Consider the following 20,637-nt stretch of genomic DNA (forward strand, 5'->3'; position numbering starts at 1 on the left):
CGATATCTACTATAGCAAGACACAAAAATTTCAATGCCAAGCGGTTATTTATCAGAATAAAAAGAAAGGTCGGATAGCAAAGAAAAAGCGAGGTGGGAAGTCACAGTGCACGACAGATAAATACCAGCAGGCGAAAGCGGTTGAGCCTTGGTTATTGGTGTATAAATTACCCGAGCATGAGAAAGTCAGTGCAACTAAAGTCGTCAAACTCTACGCACAGCGTATGCAGATAGAAGAAGCGTTTAGAGATACAAAAAATAGCAAACTGGGCTTAGGATTGGAGTACGCTAACTCAAAAAGCGCAAAGCGTTATGACAATCTGATACTAATCGCATCATTGATAACGTTTATGCTTTGGTGCGTGGGGTTTGTGAGTGCACAACTGACCCAATCACGTTTGCTGCAAGCCAATACAGAGAGACGAAAGTGCGTCTTATCTTATGTCTATTTAGGTAGAGAAGTGATAGATGATGCGCGTTATTGCCCTGATGAACCTTTGTTAATTTACGTGTATAGCCAGTTATCAAAACTGACTATACAGTTTGAAGACTTATGATGAAATTCGTGGGGATCCCACAGTTTTAAATTACAAAAAAGCGACCAGATTGGTCGCTTTTTTCAATTCAGCACTATTTAATGTTTAAAAATGCTGCACCACGAACACCGCCTGAATCACCATGCTTCGCTTTCACAATTTTAGGGCATTTCGCAACCGACATGAGGTATTTAGGAATACGTTTCGGCATTTCTTCATAAATAAGATCGTAATTAGATAGACCACCACCCAAAGTAACTACATGCGGGTCATTACCAGTGAAGATGTTAGCGAAGCAAATTGCCAACAGTTCCATGAACATATCCACGAACTCAGTGGCATCAGCATCACCGGCTTCACTCGCTTTAATGATGTCGATGGCTTTCTTCTTTTCACCATAATAATTGGCATAAAGTAGTTCGAATCCGCGCCCCGACAGATAGTTATCTAAACAGCCTTTTTTACCGCACCCACAATCAAGAAGCGGTGCTTTTTCACCAAGATGGAACCAAGCATCAATAGGTAGTCGCATATGGCCCAATTCACCAGCAACGTGATTACGACCTGAGAATACTTTACCTTCGTAAATCAAACCGCCGCCAAAGCCAGTACCAAGAATCAGGCCCATTACTGAAGGGGCGTCTTTTAGTTCATCATCCCATGCTTCAGAGAGTGCAAAACAGTTTGCATCATTCTCAAGCTTCACTTCACGACCAATCTTGGTTTCTAAATCACGACGTAGAGGTTTGCCTTTTGCACATGCAATATTTACGGTCAGTACAGTCTCATCTTCAGCGTCTTCCATACCTGGAAGACCAAGACCTACCTTGCCTTCGGTACCAAACTCAGCATCGTACTTAGTCACTAAACTCGCTAGAGTTTCGACTAGTAACTGATAATCATCGCCTGGTGTAGGGACGCGCTCTGTGGCAACGCGTTCCAGTTTTTCATTAAATGCACCAAACTCAATTTTAGTGCCACCGACATCAAAGCCGTAATACATGCAACTCTCCTTGCTAACCTCAACTTGAGGCAATAAATAGATAACTGATAGCATTATCCATATCCCTACCCCTTCAAACCGTGACGCAGCGCGGATTTATGCCCTTGTTCGAACCGCTTGTTCAACAAGTCATCACATTAGAATTGGAACTTTAGAGCGAGTTCTCGTTTTTTATTAGACCTATGAAATTATTCAGTGCTGGTCGAGACAAATCGGGAGAAAGGCGAGTTTTGCTTAGCATGTAACTCTCGCGAAAAACAGCAAACCATTCTCGTAAAATCATCGAATGACGCAAAGAGCCAAACTGCTCAAAAACAATACTCGCGACTTCAGCCGTTGCGAGATGATCTTCGTTTTCCGACTTTCTCATCATGTAGTTGGATAAAGCGTCAGGTTTAATCGAACAGACTGGAAATTGATTAAGATATACTGATTTTCTAAACATCCGTCGAGCCTCACGCCAACTGCCATCCAATAAGATAAACAAGAGTTTTTTACTCTCATTCGTTTCAAATCGATTTGGCTCAATTAAGCGCTGCTTATCATCAACATAATCCTCTGGAAAGATTATAACGGGTTGATAGGTCTCATCCTTAAGAAGTGCGAGAAGTTCCGGCTGAGTTTCTGTTCGATGCCAAGGAAACGCATAGCCTTCCTCGACCGTATCAAGTATTAAGCGGCCGGTATTACTTGGCTTTAAGATTTCCGCATCAGAGACTAATAACAACACTGCGAAATCATTGCTGGGTTGTGGCTGATGCTCGCAAATACAATATTGCTGCGCGATTTGGCAACTCTTACAACGGGTAACTTTCGCTCCACGAGCATTAAATGGTTTCGTTGCGGCGGCTAAGCGCTCATCGTACATTTTATGGAAAGCGTGACGTCTCATTTTCATGGTATTCTATCGAAAGGTGGCGGGATTCTACTCCGGTATACTTGGTAAGTAAAAGGAAACCCTATTCAATGGAAAACAGTGACTCTGTTCGGTTATCAATTTTTCTCTCTGTGCTTGTCATCTGTGCGGTATGGGAATGGTGTGTCCCGAGAAAACAGCGAACGAGAAGCCGACGCTTGCGCTGGATCAATAACCTTGGCCTCGTAGGTCTTAACTCGCTCATTCTCACCCTCGTTATGCCACTTCTCGCTATTGAAGCTGCGCTCTTTGCTCAGTTACATAGTGTTGGACTTTTTAACCAGTTCAAAATCAGCGCATGGTTCGTCGTTCCATTTTGTGTCGTGCTGCTGGATGCGGCCATCTACTTACAGCATTTAGTCTTTCATCGTGTTCCTATTCTCTGGCGTTTGCACCGAATGCATCATGCTGATCGGGATATCGATGTCACAACTGGAGCTCGATTCCACCCTATCGAGATCATCCTATCGATGTGGATCAAGATAGTCATTGTCGTTGCCCTCGGCATTCCTCCGATTGCAGTGCTTATCTTCGAAGTCGTGCTTAACGCCAGTGCCATGTTTAACCATAGCAATGGCAAATTACCGTTGAAGCTTGACGCCCTATTACGAAAAATTATCGTAACACCTGATTTTCATCGTGTTCATCACTCTGAAATCAGCAAGGAAACCCATTCTAACTTTGGCTTCTTTTTATCCGTTTGGGACGTCTGGTTTGGAACTTACCGTGCTCAACCTGAACTAGGGCATGATGAGGTAGTTATTGGTATTCCAGCCTTTGATACTCCGGAAGAACAAAGGTTAGATAAACTGCTCACTCAACCTTTTAGAAACGATGTCAACGAGAGCCGTGATCGTTAGTCCTGTACTTGGTTTAAATGATATTTGTGTAGCATCGCTTGTTGGCGGCCAGCAATGTCTGCTACTTGCTCAGCACTTTCAACCATAGACTCTAATTGCATGCTTGAGTGCTCACCTTGTTCAGTAACATAGACAATAGCGCGTCCAACATCAGCCGTGGCGCGCTCTTGTTGTTCAGTAGCAACCGAGACTTGTTCAACTCTATTGCGTATCTGATTCACTGCCTGAGCTATGTCAGTAAAGGAGGTTTTCACTCGCTCACTCGACTCCAAAGCAAACGACATTTCTTGGCGCGAATCGAACACTGATTGTTGCGAGTCTAGCGCTGCTTGTATAAGCTCTGACATCATTTGGCGAATATTGGTCGTTTGTGCAGATGTATCGCTCGCCAATTTGCGAACCTCGTCTGCAACAACGGCAAACCCTCTGCCCTTATCACCAGCTCTTGCTGCCTCAATAGCCGCATTTAAGGCGAGTAGATTGGTGTTGTCGGCAATACCACTGATCATATCCACCATCTCTTGAATTTGTTTCACTTTGTCATCTAATTCGCTCATCGATACTTCATTGTGACTTAACGTCGTGTGTAGCACATGAAGCCGCAGTTGATTATCAGAGACGGCTTGCAGGCCGACATTGGCATAGTTCTCTGCTTGTTGAGAGTCATTAAATGAAGCAGTCGTCACTTGGGCAATTTCTTTAATCGACGCTTCCAACTCGGTTACCGTTGTTACCATACTCTCAAGCGCCGAATTTTGTGAGTGTAAACTCATGCGCGTTTCCTCGGCTGCTCCATGACTGATTTCTGCCGTTTGATAGAGCGTTTCACAATTTCTGGTCACCACTCGAATTGAGTCATGGGTAGACTCAATAACTTGGTTCAACTTACTCGCGATATCTTGCATTTCTGTAGGCCCTGCCAATCTAACTTTGCCCGCCAGGTCGTGTTCAGTGAGCCTTGTTAAATGAGAAACAATGTTCTTTAGTGATCGATTGACCCATCGACGCAAAACGAAAAAAATCACAATCACGGTTGCCATTAGAAACCCTGTCGCGGCGATAGACCATTGTAACGTTGCCTCGAGACTATGATTCACGACGGATTGACTCTGCTTGATAAGCCCCGAGGCGGTATCCGATATCTGTTGGAGAAGTTGAGCAGTTTCATCAGCCAGTACAACGGCGCGTTCTAATTCCCGCTTTTGCTTTTCCAACACTTCTAATCTGTCGAGGATTTGACTTAGCACACCACCTGCTTTAAAACCATCCTGAACCATTTCATAAGGCGCAATGAGACTAGCAAACTCTTCCACTTCAGGGTGCCAATCAGAAAAATCTGCAAAAGCTAAATTAATACCAGCGATTCGATTACGCATTTCACGATATTCATTTTTGGCTTTGTTTAACTCTTCTTGCATCATCATCACTAAGAATGTGCTTTCCATAGAGCTTGCACTAGCAATAAATCGACTCGCCGCGTCTGAAGACACAGGGTTATCTGGAGACAGAATTAAACTAATACGGTTCATTTCTGGTCCAATCGAACTCAATCCATAACGAAACCCTGTCACTTGTTTGTCGATACGAGCTTTCATCGCAATGAGTTGGGAATGCAACGTCAAGACAGAGTCGGTGACAGATTGCAACTCAGCGATTTTTTCACTGAGCAGCAACCTTTGCTCTTCGCTCACCACATTGCCCATCATTTTCGCAAGATCAAATAAACTATTAACTCTGATTTCACTTTGGCTAGTAAGCTGACCAATACGCTCCTTGACCATATTTAACTCTTCATTCGACGTTAATTGACTACCGTAGTTAAGCAGCTTTACTTGTTCTAAAGTATCTTGCGTCAAGGCGGCATTATTCATTGCCAAAGGAAGCACATAAGACGACAGATTATCGAATTGATGTTTGACTTGGGTTAATCCGTTGGTACTTAACCAGTTCAACGCAATAAAAAAGCTACAGATCAAAACAAATATTGCGCTAAGAGAGTGGATCAGTGAAACGGGACGTTTTCGAGGTGTTGACGATGTCATAGCGATTCCATTGCATCAATCGTAAATGGCGACCAAACTTCGCGGATAAATAGTACAAACCGTTAATTTGGTATAAAATTATTTGCAAATGGTAGAGACCATGAATGACATATTTATTACACATTAATGTAAGCAGTGTGACAGATGAAAATTGTTAAATTATTGATTCCATACGGTATAGTGGCATCGCTTTCAGCGTGTTCGAGTCAACCTAGCCAAGCACCACATACTCAAGTTAACTATAACAACGCTGCAAATGCGCCCTTTTTAGCGGAATACAAAAAATGGCAAGGTGTGCCTTATCGCCTTGGTGGCACCAATTATTCCGGCGTTGATTGTTCGGCGTTTGTGCAGGCTGTTTATCAAGATGCTTATGCGGTTAACTTACCGAGAACCACCGCTCAACAGGTTAAAATAGGGCATAAGGTGGCCTATGATAATGCTCAAAGTGGTGACTTAGTGTTTTTTAAAACTGGCAGAAAAACCCGACATGTAGGGATATACTTGGGGGGAAATACGTTTATGCATGCTTCAACGTCTAAAGGTGTCATCCTTTCTCGACTTGACAATCCTTATTGGGCATCAACATTTTGGCACTTTAGAAATGTTCAGTAATAGGCTACTTCCCTGGTAAGGGAATAGCCTTATTTAACAGGGAGTGACGCTTTGACCACTGTTGTTAATCATATATTGCAACCGCATTATCAAATAGATTTTTGACTAGCGCTATGTATTCCTCAAGAAAGGTTACTTGTTCATTACTAGCAGGCTTGTTCCACACTCCAGCCAATACCTCTTCCAGATCTTGAATCACTAAATCCACTTCTTTAAGCAACTTAAATCGTACACTTGAATGAAGTTCTGGGTTTTGCTCAAACAACACCATAATATTGGACGCAACCATGTCCGTGGATACATCTTCTATTGTCTCCTCGCCTGTGTCTCCTATAGTTGAAGTGAAGACATCGAGATTCATTGCGAGATGTTCGATTAATGCCTGATAGCCGTCAGTGTCTACAACCACGACTTTGCTCCTAGCAATTGTTTAAATGACAAGGGCTTAAACATAGCAAACCTAGTTCACGTTTGTAAGAACTAGTGCAAAAAATCGCGCTGCACGTCAATGATTCTGTGCGCTGACAGTATGTTATGTAGTCAATATTGATCTACACTAGCCTTAGATTGGCAGACAGGAGTAAATTATGTGGCAAGCGATTTCAAATCAGCTATCCGATACGCTCATGTTCAATTTTTCTATTAAAGAACGCGTAAAAATGAGCGGTGGCGACATCAACCAATGCTATATGATTAGCGATGGTGACCAACGTTATTTCGTGAAAACCAATCACAAAGACTTGCTAGCTAAGTTCGAGATAGAAGCGGATGCCCTTAAAGCACTCCGAGACACCAACACGGTGCATGTCCCCGAGGTGGTGCTGATAAGCAAAACTAAGGAATGTGCTTTCATTGTGCTCAATTATGTTCCTGTAAAGCCGCTAGACGTTGCCACTGCTAGCCATCAATTTGGAGTAGAGTTAGCCAAACTTCACAAGTGGGGCGAACAAGCCGAATTTGGCTTCGATCATGACAATTATATTGGTACTACCCTACAGCCTAATCAATGGCATAAAAAATGGTCACGTTTTTTCTCCGAGCAACGTATCGGCTGGCAGTTACAATTGCTCAAAGAGAAAAAAATCAGCTTTACGGATATCGGTCGGTTTGTATCTCTGATCAACGACCAACTGTCCGGGCATAATCCTAAGCCTTCTTTGTTGCATGGTGATCTTTGGAGCGGTAATGTTGCCAATTCCGCCTTTGGTCCAGTTTGCTATGACCCAGCCAGTTATTGGGGAGACAGAGAATGCGATCTGGCCATGACAGAACTATTTGGTGGTTTTAAACAAGAGTTCTATGACGGCTATGAAAGCGTATTAGCAATTGAACCCATGTTCGAGTATAGAAAGCATATCTATAATCTCTATCATGTGCTCAATCACTGTAATCTTTTTGGTGGTGCCTACCTCGACCAAGCTGAAAAATTGATTTCAACCATTCAGGCCTCTTAAAACGTTATTCAACCTTCATTTCTCGGTCTAGTATTTCAAGTAGCGTGGCGAAACCATCGTCATGCTGCTTGCTCGACACACCACAAGAATTCAACCAGTTGGTTGCTAAGCCAACGGATTTGGCTGGTAATATATCTTTATCTCTCTGATCGCCTGTCATGGTTAATTTATTGGCTGGAATACCTAGCTTGGTTGCGATTCGCCGATAAAACTCCGGGCTACTCTTCGCAACACCAAGATTGTTGAAACAAAAGTAACCTGTGATGTATTGAGCCAAACCACCACGTTCAAATGCTCGCTTTATCTCGATTTCATTAGAGTCTTGCGCATTTGTCGCCACGTAAATAGGATATTGCTTAGACAGAGCAGACAACAGCGCCAATGCGCCACCCACAACCTCAACATTCGGCCAATCACACATCTTTCCAACCTGACTAGGGTCATCGACCATTAGCGTATCCCCCCAATCAAATAAGTAGACGCGATCTTTACTCAACCACCGCTGGTAAAGTACTTGCCATTCTTCTCTTAAGACACCGTACTTTATCGAGTCAAAATACTCACCCGCGTAGTAACGAACTTTACGTATCCTAGCTTCCTGCATCATTCCAAGCTTCTCAGCACATCGCATCATTGCCGCATTTCCAGACCAAGTAGTCACACCGACTCGCTCTACCTCCAATGTCGCAAAAAGATGCTCAACCCATGCTATTAGTGCTTTCAAACCGATGTCTTTCCCCCACAGAGAAGAATCGTAAATTGCTATTCCAGCCTCTAGCCATCGAGTGTTTTTATCTACCCAATAATAGCTAATGCTGCCTACGGCTTGCCCTAGGTAATCGATAACTAAGTGAGTCTCACCTGTTAGGAGCTTTTGAAAACGTTGTTGTTCAAATTCAGACCGTGTTGGTCGAACGTAGCCGAAATAAGGCGCATTGTATTTCGTCCACTCTTCATCACCTGTCATCCGTTTAAACAACGGTTCGAGATCTTTGGTTACCGCTCTACGTAAGGTAATATCCTGATACCTTAATTTAATGCTATTCATAGAAATTCAAGCTATGCTTCGTTCTCATGCCTCACCGTGACGAACACATCATCGCTATCTAAGATGACCTGAAATATGATAGGTCGACAGCATACGTAACAGTCTTCAATATACTCTTGCTCATCTACAGAGCAGTCGATCGTGGTTTCAAACGCTTCCCCACAATACGGACAGTTTATACGCCACTCTTTTAATGCTTCCATCGATAACACTCATGATAGGTTTTCTCCAAGTGTAGAATCGTAAAATGAGATACTCAAATTGGCTATTCTGAAAAGTTCATTACGCGTATGAAACATCGAGGGCTAAACTTTAGTGCAGCCAAGTAAGCACAGCGGAGAGAAGTAGCGGGATAGCTCCTGCTCCCAAGTCAAACTTGCGATACCCCATAATACGATAGCCATATAGAAGAAAAAATCCGATATGGTTGGGGCTTCAAGCATGGGGATTAGGGATCCACTTAAATAGACCACGATCCCCGAGCCGATGTTGGCCATGATGACGAAGCGAATAAGAACCTTCATATCTGAGGCATTAACGTTGATGTGACACGATCATCGTAACAGTGTTTTTGTCATAAACACGCTATTAGGGTCAAGCGCGTAGCTACCAAAAGGCTCACACTCAACGAAACCGTCTCTTTTATAAAGATTTCTAGCGGGTTCGAAAAATGCTTCCGTTCCAGTTTCTAAGCTCAATCGAGTCAAACCGCTTTCTGTCGCTTTTGCGGTTAGATGAGAAAGCAGCTTACTTGCCACTCCCTTGCCACGAGCATTCTCTGTGGTGCGCATCGACTTGATTTCACCATGATCCGAGCCAATGGTTTTCAGGGCAATACATCCAGCTAAGTCATCCTCTAGCCACGCCGTCCAAAATGTAACCTCCGGTTGACGCAAGGCATCAACATCGAGCGCGTGGACACTCTCTGGTGGCGAGGTCGCATACATATCATCCAAATGGGATTGCAGCAGAGCTTTAATTTCCGGCCCTGTTAAATCATCCTTAATTATTCTCATTTTTACTCCGTAACTAGATTTACAATATTGGTTTACCGCGCAGGGATTTCTTCTGCCCTTGCTTCTTTTTATTATCCACCCGTTTGATCTGTGATGAACGAGTGGGTTTTGTCGCCCTCCTTGTTTTCGGTACTACCATCACTGAGCGAATAAGATCGGCTAACCTAGTAAGCGCATCTTCTCGATTTTTCTCTTGAGTACGGTGTGATTGCGCTTTAATCACCACCACTCCTTCTTTAGATATTCGAGAGTCGTTGCTCGCGAGCAATCGCTCCTTATAGATGGCTGGCAGAGTTGAACGCCTGATATCAAATCGTAGATGGATGGCCGAGGACACCTTATTAACATTCTGACCACCGCTACCCATCGAACGAATTGCATTTAGCTCGATTTCCCAATCTGCCAACGTTACCGTATTAGAAATCTGTAACATGGTTAACTTAAACTGAGTAGTCAAAGACGATGATGTCGTCCAAAATCGGCCTAAATACCGATTTCAGAGCGTCATGCTCAGGATGAGGTAAATAATTCTGCCGACCATTTTCATCCTTGAACGTCATTATAACGCTGTGCGTATAGGATTGGTTTTTACCCTCAGGGCTATCATTTACCCCCCATTCGATGGTCTCTACGCCGTCAATTTTGCTTGGCATTGCTTCAAACAACGCCATCAACTCATTAATGTTTTGCTCTGTCGCCTTGTCGTTAAAACGAATCAACAAGATATGTCTAATCATGACTAGAATTCTGCTTTGCGAATCAATCATTCGATACTACAGAAATTCAACTAGAGTAACTAGACACCGTCATTTTAGTAGTGCCCCATTCCACCATGAAAACCACTAAAAATACCGCCAAATATCATACCGAATAGGCTGAAAATCAGCCCAAGGATTAACATGGCAGGTATCGACGCAATGGCAAACTTAACCATAAATACCACCATAGAGAAAAAAGGCATTTTAATGTCCACGACGGTCACTTCATTATTCTTCGTATTTTCGGTTGTCATAATCATATCTCGCACGTTTATATTCAACTGATTTAATAACCAATATTCCAGATAATAAAAAGGCTCTAATCTATAAAATTAGAGCCTCATCAATGAATGAGCGCCTTTATCCTAAACCGTAGGTCCAGACGTCACTTTGTCCACCATATGCAAGTGAACATCTTGTTGAGGGAATGGTATTGAGATGCCCTCCTTATCGAAACGTAATTTCACTTCTTTGGTCACGTCCCAATATACGTCCCAATAATCATCTGTTTTTACCCATGGGCGAACAATAAAATCTACCGATGACGTATTTAAAGTGTGGACTCGAATATTAGGTTCTGGCGATTTCAGTACCGCTGGATGCGCTTCTATAATTTCACGAAGCACCGATTCCGCTTTAAGCAAATCATCGCCGTAACCAATACCAAACACCATATCTACACGGCGTGTGCGTTCGTGAGTTACGTTTTTGATGACGTCTCCCCAAATTTTACTGTTAGGTACAATGATAATTTGGTTATCAAAAGTACGAATCGTGGTGTTAACTAAGCTCATATGGCTTACCTTGCCATCGACACCACCAGCAAAGACAAAGTCACCGACATCAAATGGACGGTAGATAAGGAGCATCATTCCTGCAGCAAAGTTCGACAAGGTGTCTTGTAACGCAAAACCAATAATGACACCCGCAATACCAAAACCCGTCAATATAGGTGCCAAGTTCAGCCCTATCTGAGAGAGCCCTACCATGATACCGATAATCCAGACAATATTGCCCGACATCGACACAAAGAAGTTTTGCATCAAATGCGACAGTTTTAAATTCTTGTTGTGAACTGCTTTTGTCACGACCTTTCGTACAAGTTTGACCACAGCGCGTGTCACGAAAAGAATAACAATGAAAATAAAGACCTGGAATAGTTGTTGTGGCGCATTATCCCCTAGCCAATCAACAGCGGCGCTCCACCAGTGACTCATCAAAGAGAACAGCACTTTTAAGTCCAAAATATCTTGGGTGATACTTCCAGTAATCGAGAATACCTGTCTCTTATATTCAGAGGTATCTATACCAACATCATCACCTAATACAATAAAATTTCTTAGGCTGTCAGTCTCAATACTAATACGCTGCTTTAATACCAGTTGACTGGTTTGTAATGCTGCTTTATCTCCTTCTGGTGCTGACGTCAACTGAGAGTTAATCGCATTCATTTGTTGAGTAAAGTACTCGACAGATGCTGATGTGAGCCGTAATTTCGTTGCTACCAATGCTTTAAATTGCTCTTCACCACTTTTATCTTGTACACCTAACCTTTTGAGCCAATTGAGGTTTTGCCAAGAAGAATTAAACGCGGAGTTGAGATAGTCTTGCACTTCTCTGTAGGTGTTCAAAATAGCCAGTTTGTTCTCAGCTTTTGCACTATTGAACTGCTTACCCACGGTTTTGAGTTTAGCTTCAAGATAAGTCTTCGCGCCTTCTGTATACTTTTGTTGGAACTTTACTTGTTCTATTAGCATAGCTTTTGGCAAGTCACCCGACTCGATCGCATTGCCAATAATGTCTCTTAGTTCGTTATTCTTATTAAACAATCTAAATTGAATCGCATCTTTTTGGTCACCACTTGATGCTTTTAATGACTCGGTAAGATCACGTATTTCCGCGTTTATCTTGTCTAAGGCCACTTGTGCTTTGGACGGAGACACACTCGCTGTCGTCTCATTTTGTGCAGACACAGTGCCACTGAAGATAGACAATAAAAAAATAATGAAAACAAAGACATTAGCTTTTACTGCTCGAGTTAAACAAACACTCATTCACAACTCCCTGGAGGTGTTAGATCTAGATTAATTGCTTTAATGATAGGTCATAAAACCATTTATACACGCATCCCCAAATGGAGATTGATGACATGATCACTCTTATCGACTATTTGCTGTCAGATTTGAGAAAATAATCCGCTAGACTTAAGCCGATTCCGACAATCTAGTGACATTGTCACGGTGATGTAAGCTGGAACGGGATTAGCAAATTATAAACGGTTAAGCGACTTAATTTTGGTGCTAGCTGGGTGTTCGCACCTATAATGTATTGATTATTTTGAATACAGAAGAGCCGGTCGATGATTGGATAAACGGAGAGTGGCAGTTTGACATTTGAGTAGAAGCGTCTGCAGGCACTGGCTGACTAGCTGAGGCTATTGCATTTCACGAGTAATGACATCTTGGTGACACAGCAGATAATTTATATCGTTAAGGTAGCTAAGCCTATGACCTTCAGCGATGCACTGTTGCATACCTTGATCACCCTCCTTAGCTCTTCGTTCCATAAAACTAACAAGATATTGCAGGCGAGATACCATCATTTCAAGCATCTGCAATCGACTTGGTATATCTAATTGATATGCATCTAAATAGGCTTTTGCTCGGCGAGTTTGTTGTTGAATATCACCGAGCTTATCTAGCGCGTTAGTTTTAAAGGGTGCCCAGCAATAGACGGAATAAGATAAATCCCAAAGTCGCGAACCAGGATGAGTAGTATCAAAATCAAACACCCCGACGACATTATTGCCGTCTAGCGCTACATTATAGGGTGCAAAGTCACCATGACACATGACTTCTGGATTCGTCTCTGACCGCAGCATCCAAGCAAACTCAGCAACATCATACTGCTCGATAAACATTACACTCGCATCATGAAGCCGCCTTTGCAGTCTCGCTGCACTTTCCAGAGCCCGTACACTAGCGATTTCTTCGACCAACGGGTAATTGAATGTTTTGCCTTGGACCAATGAAAGTGTCTCGGTCTCACCATCGAAAGTAAGCACTTGAGGCACACCGCTAAAACCGCGCTGGGCTAAAAACTTGAGAAAAAGATGCACGGAGCCAGACCACAAATTAGTAGGCCGAATCACCGTATCAGCGGTTAATATAATCTCAGTCATTGCGTCCACTCACTCTTGAGGCTTCAATTAGATATCGACATTGGCAGAGGCATTAAATGAATACATTTTGACTTCCTTACGCACCTCCCAACCCATAGAACGATAAAAGTGCTGGGCAACTTCGTTGTCAGCGTTAACAAATAATTGCGTTTTCTCGATACCGATTTGTGCGAATGAATCTGTCACCTTTTCGACCAATGTTTTGCCTATCCGTTTTCCTCGATGCTGAGATGCGACCGCTAAATGCTCTAAGTAACCACGTCGTCCATCCGTTCCCGCTAAAACCGCACCCACCACTTCTCCATGAAGAATGGCGACAAAACTCATATTCGGGTTTTTATCTAAGTAGGCGAGGATATTGTCACGATTATCCGCTTCTCGTAATACCATGTGATCCGTTTGCTGCCACAAAACCATGACCTTTTCGTAGTCAGAAATTTGCATCTCGCGAAAAGTTACGCTCACTGAGTTACTCCTTTTTACTCACGCCATTATTGATGCCTAAACCCTAACGTTGGGAACCAGGATACTTAGACTCGATTGTTGCGACCACTTTAATGAGTGGTCGCTCTATAACTGTTAGGTCAATTTTCGATAGGCTAGTCATGTAATGACTAAGGGTAATATGGGGATAGTAGTAAAATAAATTCAAGAAAATTTACTGTGTGTTAATCAATCTAAAACCTTTTGCCAATAACCGACATCTAACCATTGCTCAAACTTAAAACCGATTTGTTTAAAGTGACCGACTTGTTGCATGCCCATCTTGGCATGAAACTTAACGCTGGCATCATTTGGCAAGGTGATAACGCTCATAACATTCTTGACACCACGCGCGTTTAAATCATTAAACAACGCACGATACAACAGAGAACCAACACCTTTTATCGGGGTCTCACTGTCGACGTATACGGATGATTCATCAGTATACCGTTACGCACTGCGAACATTCCATCGTTTTGCATAGCAATAACCTATCACTTGCCTTGATGTTCTTACACCAACCAAGGCGATTCGATGACAACACTAATGCGTTCAGCCATGTCGGCATCGGTGACGGGGAGTTCCTCAAACGTGCATGTTGAGTGAGTAATATAGTGATTGTAGATCCTAGCAATCGCTACACTGTCTTTCTCTTGAACATTTCTTATCACTTTACCGCCCTTTTACCTGACTTTACGCTGATAAATCATATCGTCGTGCGTTTTTCCTCCGATAACGTACGCGTTTTTCTCAATCGCTTTAAGATGAAACCCGCATTTCTCTAGCACCCGCTCTGAGGCCTGATTACCACGAGTCACAACAGCGTTGAAGCTAGAGAGTTCAAGCTGCGAGATGCCCCAATCTAAAATACATTGTAACGACTCGGTTGCGATACCCATGCCTTGATATTCGGTCAGCATAAGATAACCAACTTCCGCAACACGATTGGTTACCTTGAATCCAGTAACACCGACCTTGGTTTGATGACTTTTTGACAATACCGTCATACACAGCCAGTGCTCGCTACCCGGTTGCCAAAGTGGTAGTCGCTCCTCGAACCGCTTTTTGATGTCATCTCTGGGAGGAGCATCGAAACACAAACGAATAATCTCTGGATCTTGATGTAGCTTTCTAAAAAGTTCAAAGTCACCGTGATCAATTTGTCTTAGTTGTAATCGCGGCGTGTCTAGAGTCAGCATGATTCATTACCTCGGAAAGACTTTTTTAAAACGTTCAAGAACTAAATCATCATGCTCACTAAATGTAATGTTAAGCTCATTGGCATACCATTCAAAGAAACGCACATGTGCTTGCTTCCACCATTGATAGCTTCTGTCCCCTTCGCCTTCCGCATAAGCAAACTCTGCAGATACCTGATTAAATGGACAGACCTCAACCGACGTAAGTTCGATAATACAGACCGGATTCTGCTCCCAGTCTAAAACGACCGACAGTCGCCCAACTTTAGGCAACGGCTCTTGCTCTATGTCATACCCCGCTTTTAGGCTGCATGACGCGGTCTTAACACCTTCATTAATCAGTTTTGCACATTGATTAGCATTGTATTCATCGCCGCAGAAATGCTCAGCGATCACATCTTTTATGCTTGCTCGTTCTGATGCCGTTAGCTGCGTTAAATACTGGTCCAAAAAGGCTTGTTGTTTAGGCGTCATAAATAGACTCCTGCGCCATGCTGCTATTCCACGCAACAAAGTTCGCCTTAGGTTCAACATAATGAACGTGTGTGGGGAATAAAACTCTGACCGAAAGTATAGAAAATGGCACGTACACCCAACCCTACTTGTAACAATAGAGTTAAAGAAATATACAATTACTACTGAAAGATCAACTAGATATTATCGAGCTCTTGGTTTATATAGCCAAAGATAGCCCAAAAGAGCCCCAAGGCAAACACGATTGGCGCCCCCCATAGCAACGCATTGTGACGACTCATGGATGGTCGATAAAGCACGTGCTCACCATAGCGAGCAACCATAAAGTCCTTCACTTCCTGGTTTGTTTTCCCTTGTTTGATTAATTCGAACACTTTTAGACGAATGTCTTTCGCCACCGGAGAGTTTGACTCAATTAAATTCTGATTTTGGCACATTGGGCAACGTAGTGTTTTAGCCAGTTCTATCGCTTGTTTCTGCTGCTTAGGTGAATCAAATTCAAACAGTTCCACAAATTGACTTTCCGAGCCATGAACCACTGACGCTAGGATGGAACATAATAAAAAGAAGCCTGTGATAACAATATGCCTAAACCACATTTGTGCCTCCTACACTATTTTCGCACCGAACACGCTTAGTCACGAATAAGGGAGACAACAACATCCAAATTCCGGCTAAACACACCAATAACGCCCCAAACCATATCCATCGCACAAAAGCTTTAAACTGGATGCGAACCGCGTAGTGCTCCGCATCCACTTTATCACCCAATGATAGGTAGATATCACCATCCCATTGTGGTGTCATCGAAGGCTCTGTCATGTTCATCACGCGTACGGGATAGTGCCTCTTCTCAGGGTAAGCACGTTGTATTTTTGCAGGATTCGATAGCGGCGTAATTTCAATCTCAGCTTGCTCTGAGCTAAATGAACGGGCAACGTAGAGGTGGGTATCAAGATAGCGAATGTCAAAATCACCAAACTCGACACTAGAACCCGGACCCAGTTTTCTTGTCATTTCATACGAATATTCAGCATTCATCGAAGAAGCAAACGCGGCTACAGCTATACCAACGTGCGCCAGTATCAGTGCATATAGACCACGATTCATCTTATTGCTGTGTAATAGCCGCAGATGAGACAATACCACCCATGCACTGGCCCAGACCGTCATAAATGCCCAAAACGACCACTCTGCACCAACATCGGCATTATGGTATGAATAGTAATAAACGACGGCAAACGCAATGAATCCGCTGCTAACAAACAAGACCACCATGAGTGAGGAAAGCACTCGTTTTTCATCTAATTTCCAGCGATAAAACGGTACAAACCCCATGACAAATAAAGCAAAAATTGAGAGTGGACCAAACAGCAAATTGAAATACGGTGCGCCAACCGAAATATTGCCTAACCCTAGAAGCTCATACACCATGGGATAAAACGTCCCAAACACCACAACCATGGTTGCTAACGTAAACAGGTTTGCAGCAATAAGTATGAGAAAGGATTTGGTTCTAGTGTCAGTGACAGCCTTAGAATGAATGCTATCGGAGCGTAATATCAATGAAACAAAGGCAAGAACAAAGACGATACTCAACATCGCCAAAAGACTGAAACCTTTGGTTGGGTCAACCGCGAATGCATGAACCGAGGTCAGCACACCCGAACGAACAATAAAGGTGCCTAGGATACTTAAGCAGAACGTAATGAATGCCAGAGAATAGGTCCAGAACATCAACTGACGATGTTTCGCAAGCATCATGGTATGTAGTAGCGCGCAACTGGTTAACCAAGGTAGTAAAGAAGCGTTCTCTACAGGGTCCCAAAACCACCAGCCTCCCCAGCCGAGTTCATAGTACGCCCACCAAGAGCCGACAGCGATACCCGCAGTCAAAAATAGCCACGCAACCACAGCGCACACTCTTGCGCTTACCACCCATTGGGTTGAAAAGGCCGACGCACTCATTGACGAACTAAACAATGAACCCAAGGCTAGCGCAAATACCGATGCAAACCCGACATAACCGACATACAACAATGGAGGGTGAATGATAAGACCAATGTCTTGGAGCATTGGGTTTAAGTCTCGGCCTTGGTTTGGTATCACTGCATTTAACTCAAATGGATTCGAAGCTAGCAATGTAAACCAAGCAAAAATAGCGACGATAAACTGCATTACCCACATTGCATGCCGGCGAACTGAATCATGGGTGAAAGAAAGCGCCACGCCCCAAAGTGACAACGTCACTAGCCAAAATAGCATCGAGCCCTGATGTCCGCCCCAAGTGGCTGCAATCTTGTAACCCAAATGAAGTTGACTGTTTGAATTATCAGAAACGTATTTTATCGAGTAATCATCGACAGCGAAGGCCACAGCAAGAACCACAATCGCAGCAATTGCAAATAGCATGCTTAGTAACGTCAATAATCGCACCGTTTTATCTAGAAGCGGTCTATATTGTAGCGACGAGCGATAGGACACGATTCCGCTTATGCTCGCTGCACTACTTGTGATAGCAACGACTATCAAAGTGAATAATCCAATGTATCCCGTCATGTATCCTCTATGTGATTGCCCAGAGTAAAGACACCTCTGTTACTCTTCTAAAACACTCTCGTTGCAGATCTACACTGAGAGTGTTTTAGAAGATCCCCGCTAACGCGAGGATAGGTTATTTACACGACTGTCATTTGACCCGCGTACAGCACAAACGTACGCAGCATCAAAACACCAATCAAACTCAGGCTTGTGACGACTAAGATAAAACCGTGGTTATGCTTTACTTTCTCCGAACTAAAGAAATTCATCGCCAATGGCAGCAACATACCTATACCGATAACGCCAAACCAGAACCAGTTGGACCAGAATCCACCACCAATGGCATTCCATGCTGCCGCTTCATTTTGGCCACCACTAAAAATAAGACCCGTAAAGAAGGTAACGATGACAAACAGCTCGAACAGGACCACAGGACGTTCAAAGCTGTGTACCCATTTGACACTTGGACTGTGCGCATCTTCTTTAAAGACCAAAATACCAAACAATAAGCTTGCAGCAGCGCCAGACGACAGACTTGAGAACAAGAACAAAATAGGAAGCACTGGGTTGTTAAGCATTGGATAGGTTTTTAGTGCCAATAATAAGAAACCGGTATAAGCGGCCAACAAGACGGCTAAGAAACCTAAAAACAACTCCAAACCGTTTTCTATTTTCTCGAACTTAATCAGAATGCTCTCTACAAAATCAAACTTACTCCCAAGCACATCCATAATTGGCTTTCTGAAAATCATGCTAATCCACACAAACAAGACAACCATATAAACTTGGAACAAGATGACCCCCATCGACATGACTGACGTCGGGTTGTAGTAAATCATAATTTTCCAAAACTCGAGTGGCTTGGTTAAGTGGAATACCAAGATCAACAGACCAACAATAATGCCAAACGGAGCCAGCCACGCCATCGCCTTCAGGATGCCGTTTTGCGCTGGATCGCCTGCTATGACTTTTCGCTTAAGATAAATAGCAATCAGAGCAGAACCGGCGGACATCCCCGCCAAGAATAGATAGATCGCAATAATCCAATCCCACACAAGAGAGTCGAAATGAAAGGCAGTTTCCCAAGAACTCATACTATACCTCCCCCTTATGGAACGGCACTTTGAACAGTTTAGGCTTTGTCCCTAGTTGCTCTTTATCACGGTAGATCACGCTGATACTCATCATCTTATTGATATCGCTTTTTGGATCATTCAAGTCACCAAACACCAAAGCGTTAGTTGGACAACTTTCCACACACGCCGGTAACTTGCCTTCTGCTAAATTGGTATCACGACAGAAGTTACATTTATCCGCAGAGCGAGTTTTTGGATTAAAGAAGCGCACTTGGTAAGGACATGCCGCCAAGCAATAACCACAACCTACGCATTTTTCATTGTGTACATCGATGATGCCCGTTTCTTGATCTTTATAAGCGGCACCGGTAGGACACACATAAACGCAAGGAGGGTTTTCACAATGTTGGCAGGAATCACGAGTAAATCGATACTCCACATCTGGGAACTCGCCAATGGGCTGTGAACGATGAATTTCCAAACGGGATACGCCTTCCGGCACTTTGTTGACTTCACGACAGGCATCTGTACAAGCGGTACAACCAATACAAGCGTTTTCATCATGCAGCATGCCATAGCGGACTGCTTTCTTGGTATCGTCATTCGCTACTGACTGCCGAGCAGTTAACACCGACGTTGTTGCCACTCCCGTGGTAAAAATGACAGCACCTGTGCCTGCGAGAAAATTTCGTCTTGAACAACTCATATTACTTGCCCTCCTCTTCACGTTTTTCGTTGAAGTCTTTATGGCAGTCAACACACAGTTTAATTTGTGCTTTGTGGTCGTAAGAGAGGACTTTTGCTTTCTCAGCGTGCACTGAATGACAATTCGTACACGTTAGATTTTTGGCATGCACATCATGGGTCCAACTGTCTTTACGTAACGGTTCCGGCTGATGACATTCAGTACATCTGCTGTTGGCCTTCAGAATAGCTTCAGGATCTAACCATGTTTTATTTGTTCCCGGTTGAGACTGTGCGGGGTGATATTTAATGACTGTAGAAGCACCATCACGATGATCTGGACCAATATTGCTGTGGCATTGGGTACAATTTAATTCGCTACCAATACTGTCAACGGCAGTCTCTCCATGAGAGCCAGCCAGCGTTTTCTTTGAGTCCTTGTGACACTGTAAACATTTGTAGTCCTTGTCACGGATCAACTCAACCTTATGCCTTTGCGCTCCCCCCTCTTTCGCAAGGGTAGCGTGATCGGCTAAGGCATTGAGTGAATAACCATAAAGCGTTAATGCGAGGAGGGCTTGAAGCATTATCGCCATGGTCAATTTAACATTGCCCATTATATCCTTTCCTTAAATCCAATAATAAAGGCATACCTATTTATCAGATTAATAATTAATAACTTTTCTATAGCAGTTACTATCGAAAGTAATTACCAACGAAATGTAATCAATTCTTATTTGGGATCGGCCACA

Annotated in this window: 26 protein-coding genes; 4 read left to right on the top strand and 22 right to left on the bottom strand. The window is 43.3% G+C overall.

Annotation, left to right across the window (positions count from 1 at the left end; genetic code table 11):
* Positions 1-556 (top strand): transposase (locus VTH8203_RS14990; RefSeq protein ID WP_158296151.1); only part of this gene is annotated, 556 nt, incomplete at its 5' end.
* Positions 557-629: 73 nt separating this feature from the next.
* Here VTH8203_RS14990 and nagK read toward each other — a convergent pair.
* Entirely contained in the window at positions 630-1,538 is a 909-nt protein-coding gene (nagK, locus tag VTH8203_RS14995) for an N-acetylglucosamine kinase (RefSeq protein WP_096994402.1), read from the bottom strand.
* A gap of 151 nt (positions 1,539-1,689) precedes the next feature.
* A complete protein-coding gene (locus tag VTH8203_RS15000; protein WP_208617756.1) occupies positions 1,690-2,436 on the bottom strand; it encodes a tRNA-uridine aminocarboxypropyltransferase in 747 nt (248 codons plus the stop codon).
* Positions 2,437-2,504: 68 nt separating this feature from the next.
* Here VTH8203_RS15000 and VTH8203_RS15005 point away from each other — a divergent pair, with 68 nt between their 5' ends.
* Positions 2,505-3,314 (top strand): sterol desaturase family protein, encoded by an 810-nt coding sequence (locus tag VTH8203_RS15005; RefSeq protein WP_096994403.1) that lies wholly within the window; start codon positions 2,505-2,507, stop codon positions 3,312-3,314.
* Here the strand turns inward: VTH8203_RS15005 and VTH8203_RS15010 are convergent.
* Positions 3,311-5,356: a methyl-accepting chemotaxis protein gene (locus VTH8203_RS15010; protein ID WP_096994404.1), complete on the bottom strand. Its 2,046-nt coding sequence runs from the start codon at positions 5,354-5,356 to the stop codon at positions 3,311-3,313. The genes VTH8203_RS15005 and VTH8203_RS15010 overlap by 4 nt on opposite strands.
* A gap of 144 nt (positions 5,357-5,500) precedes the next feature.
* Here VTH8203_RS15010 and VTH8203_RS15015 point away from each other — a divergent pair, with 144 nt between their 5' ends.
* Positions 5,501-5,971 (top strand): NlpC/P60 family protein, encoded by a 471-nt coding sequence (locus VTH8203_RS15015; protein WP_096994405.1) that lies wholly within the window; start codon positions 5,501-5,503, stop codon positions 5,969-5,971.
* Between the two features lie 64 nt (positions 5,972-6,035).
* Here VTH8203_RS15015 and VTH8203_RS15020 read toward each other — a convergent pair whose 3' ends face one another.
* Positions 6,036-6,380 (bottom strand): DUF3802 family protein, encoded by a 345-nt coding sequence (locus VTH8203_RS15020; RefSeq protein ID WP_096994406.1) that lies wholly within the window; start codon positions 6,378-6,380, stop codon positions 6,036-6,038.
* Positions 6,381-6,558: 178 nt separating this feature from the next.
* Here VTH8203_RS15020 and VTH8203_RS15025 point away from each other — a divergent pair, with 178 nt between their 5' ends.
* Positions 6,559-7,425 carry a fructosamine kinase family protein gene (locus VTH8203_RS15025; protein WP_096994407.1) on the top strand — a complete coding sequence of 289 codons (867 nt, stop codon included), beginning with the start codon at positions 6,559-6,561 and terminating at the stop codon, positions 7,423-7,425.
* Positions 7,426-7,429: 4 nt separating this feature from the next.
* On the opposite strand, the gene VTH8203_RS25530 is transcribed toward VTH8203_RS15025, so the two are convergent.
* The 18 genes from VTH8203_RS25530 to nrfB form a co-directional block, all read right to left on the bottom strand.
* Positions 7,430-8,473, bottom strand: a complete 1,044-nt coding sequence (locus tag VTH8203_RS25530) for a GNAT family N-acetyltransferase (RefSeq protein ID WP_096994408.1) — start codon at positions 8,471-8,473, stop codon at positions 7,430-7,432.
* Positions 8,474-8,484: 11 nt separating this feature from the next.
* Positions 8,485-8,676: a CPXCG motif-containing cysteine-rich protein gene (locus VTH8203_RS15035; protein WP_096994409.1), complete on the bottom strand. Its 192-nt coding sequence runs from the start codon at positions 8,674-8,676 to the stop codon at positions 8,485-8,487.
* A gap of 351 nt (positions 8,677-9,027) precedes the next feature.
* Positions 9,028-9,489 (bottom strand): GNAT family N-acetyltransferase, encoded by a 462-nt coding sequence (locus tag VTH8203_RS15040; RefSeq protein WP_096994410.1) that lies wholly within the window; start codon positions 9,487-9,489, stop codon positions 9,028-9,030.
* Positions 9,490-9,508: 19 nt separating this feature from the next.
* The gene (gene arfB / locus VTH8203_RS15045) at positions 9,509-9,922 is read right to left on the bottom strand and encodes an alternative ribosome rescue aminoacyl-tRNA hydrolase ArfB (protein WP_096994411.1); all 414 of its coding nucleotides are present in this window, start codon (positions 9,920-9,922) and stop codon (positions 9,509-9,511) included.
* Positions 9,923-9,929: 7 nt separating this feature from the next.
* Entirely contained in the window at positions 9,930-10,226 is a 297-nt protein-coding gene (locus tag VTH8203_RS15050; protein ID WP_096994440.1) for a Dabb family protein, read from the bottom strand.
* Positions 10,227-10,300: 74 nt separating this feature from the next.
* Entirely contained in the window at positions 10,301-10,501 is a 201-nt protein-coding gene (locus VTH8203_RS15055) for a hypothetical protein (RefSeq protein ID WP_096994441.1), read from the bottom strand.
* Positions 10,502-10,612: 111 nt separating this feature from the next.
* A complete protein-coding gene (locus VTH8203_RS15060; protein WP_096994412.1) occupies positions 10,613-12,301 on the bottom strand; it encodes a mechanosensitive ion channel family protein in 1,689 nt (562 codons plus the stop codon).
* A 380-nt stretch (positions 12,302-12,681) separates the two neighbouring features.
* Positions 12,682-13,428 (bottom strand): phosphotransferase enzyme family protein, encoded by a 747-nt coding sequence (locus VTH8203_RS15065; RefSeq protein WP_096994413.1) that lies wholly within the window; start codon positions 13,426-13,428, stop codon positions 12,682-12,684.
* 27 nt (positions 13,429-13,455) lie between these two features.
* The gene (locus tag VTH8203_RS15070; protein ID WP_096994442.1) at positions 13,456-13,872 is read right to left on the bottom strand and encodes a GNAT family N-acetyltransferase; all 417 of its coding nucleotides are present in this window, start codon (positions 13,870-13,872) and stop codon (positions 13,456-13,458) included.
* A gap of 228 nt (positions 13,873-14,100) precedes the next feature.
* Positions 14,101-14,295 carry a GNAT family N-acetyltransferase gene (locus VTH8203_RS24875; protein ID WP_244181225.1) on the bottom strand — a complete coding sequence of 65 codons (195 nt, stop codon included), beginning with the start codon at positions 14,293-14,295 and terminating at the stop codon, positions 14,101-14,103.
* A 128-nt stretch (positions 14,296-14,423) separates the two neighbouring features.
* Positions 14,424-14,582 carry a GNAT family N-acetyltransferase gene (locus VTH8203_RS24880; protein ID WP_208617757.1) on the bottom strand — a complete coding sequence of 53 codons (159 nt, stop codon included), beginning with the start codon at positions 14,580-14,582 and terminating at the stop codon, positions 14,424-14,426.
* A gap of 12 nt (positions 14,583-14,594) precedes the next feature.
* The gene (locus tag VTH8203_RS15080) at positions 14,595-15,110 is read right to left on the bottom strand and encodes a GNAT family N-acetyltransferase (RefSeq protein WP_096994414.1); all 516 of its coding nucleotides are present in this window, start codon (positions 15,108-15,110) and stop codon (positions 14,595-14,597) included.
* Positions 15,111-15,116: 6 nt separating this feature from the next.
* Positions 15,117-15,584, bottom strand: coding sequence for an ASCH domain-containing protein (locus VTH8203_RS15085; RefSeq protein ID WP_096994415.1), 468 nt, complete (start codon positions 15,582-15,584; stop codon positions 15,117-15,119).
* Between the two features lie 176 nt (positions 15,585-15,760).
* A complete protein-coding gene (locus VTH8203_RS15090) occupies positions 15,761-16,183 on the bottom strand; it encodes a cytochrome c-type biogenesis protein (protein ID WP_096994416.1) in 423 nt (140 codons plus the stop codon).
* Positions 16,173-18,143, bottom strand: coding sequence for a heme lyase CcmF/NrfE family subunit (locus VTH8203_RS15095; RefSeq protein ID WP_096994417.1), 1,971 nt, complete (start codon positions 18,141-18,143; stop codon positions 16,173-16,175). The genes VTH8203_RS15090 and VTH8203_RS15095 overlap by 11 nt, the downstream gene beginning before the upstream one ends.
* Before the next feature lie 119 nt (positions 18,144-18,262).
* Positions 18,263-19,219, bottom strand: coding sequence for a cytochrome c nitrite reductase subunit NrfD (gene nrfD, locus VTH8203_RS15100; protein WP_096994418.1), 957 nt, complete (start codon positions 19,217-19,219; stop codon positions 18,263-18,265).
* 1 nt (position 19,220) lies between these two features.
* Positions 19,221-19,907, bottom strand: a complete 687-nt coding sequence (gene nrfC, locus VTH8203_RS15105; RefSeq protein ID WP_096994419.1) for a cytochrome c nitrite reductase Fe-S protein — start codon at positions 19,905-19,907, stop codon at positions 19,221-19,223.
* Position 19,908: 1 nt separating this feature from the next.
* Positions 19,909-20,502, bottom strand: a complete 594-nt coding sequence (gene nrfB, locus VTH8203_RS15110) for a cytochrome c nitrite reductase pentaheme subunit (RefSeq protein ID WP_096994420.1) — start codon at positions 20,500-20,502, stop codon at positions 19,909-19,911.
* Positions 20,503-20,637 lie beyond the last annotated feature (135 nt).

This window comes from Vibrio thalassae (assembly GCF_900089835.1).
Taxonomy (GTDB): Bacteria; Pseudomonadota; Gammaproteobacteria; order Enterobacterales; family Vibrionaceae; genus Vibrio; species Vibrio thalassae.